This is a genomic window from Paenibacillus zanthoxyli JH29 (assembly GCF_000520715.1).
Taxonomy (GTDB): Bacteria; Bacillota; Bacilli; order Paenibacillales; family Paenibacillaceae; genus Paenibacillus_AQ; species Paenibacillus_AQ zanthoxyli.
This window is the reverse complement of record NZ_ASSD01000602.1, coordinates 1-779: the sequence shown is the minus strand read 5'-3', so window position 1 is coordinate 779 and position 779 is coordinate 1. Positions and strand designations below refer to the sequence as shown.

1 protein-coding gene is annotated in these 779 nt (G+C 53.1%); it reads right to left on the bottom strand.

Annotated elements, in window-relative coordinates; genetic code table 11:
* Positions 1-779: transposase (locus L691_RS0123360; protein WP_198023099.1), on the bottom strand; the 779-nt coding region annotated here is incomplete at both ends.

Here is a 779-nt window from a genome sequence, read left to right as displayed (position 1 = left end):
TCGAACGGCATCATGATCAATGCTCTCGCCCTGCTGGCACCAACGGTTAAAGCTAAGGCTGGCCACATGGACATTTGGTGAATACTCATACCAATGGGAAAAGGCTTCTTTCCATTCCCAAACCTTGCGTAGTAGCGGAGAGAATTCAAGCAGTTGGTTTAACTGGACAGTGCTCTTTTCCGGCAAGGTGCCGCCGGGCGGATTCAGCAGTCGGTGATGACTTTTCAAGATTGCTTTAGCCCGAGGGGCAAGGGTAGACTGAACCGATTTCCGGACGGCTTGAACACTTTCAATGACGTAGCCGTGAACGTGGAAACGATCTGCAATGCGGATGGCACGTGGAAAGCATTCGCTGATCCACGTGTGATACGTCTGAGCTAAATCCATAACCACCGCTTTGGGGTTCAGCTCCAGAAAGTCAGGATGCTGGCGGGCGTAGGTCCGCAGGGCTTCGAGCTTGCGACCAGGCAGCAAGTCCAGCATGGTTTCGCCCCGAAGATTGTGAATGCCGGTATTGTAGGTATGTCCCTTTTTGATTGCAAAGTCGTCGATACCCAGTACCAGACCCTCCGTGATTTTGGCTTTGCGCCAAGCCTGCTCCACGAGGCGTTCGCTCTGGGCAGGAAGGGCTTCCTGATGCATTCGTTGTACCGTACTGACGGGCGCTTCTTGCATCCTTGCGCTATGCGCTGCTGTAGAGCCAAAGGCCTGCTCTACCGTTTGCAAGCGGAACAGGTGACTGTAACATCCAAGAATTGCCCAAAACAGGCAAAGAAGTG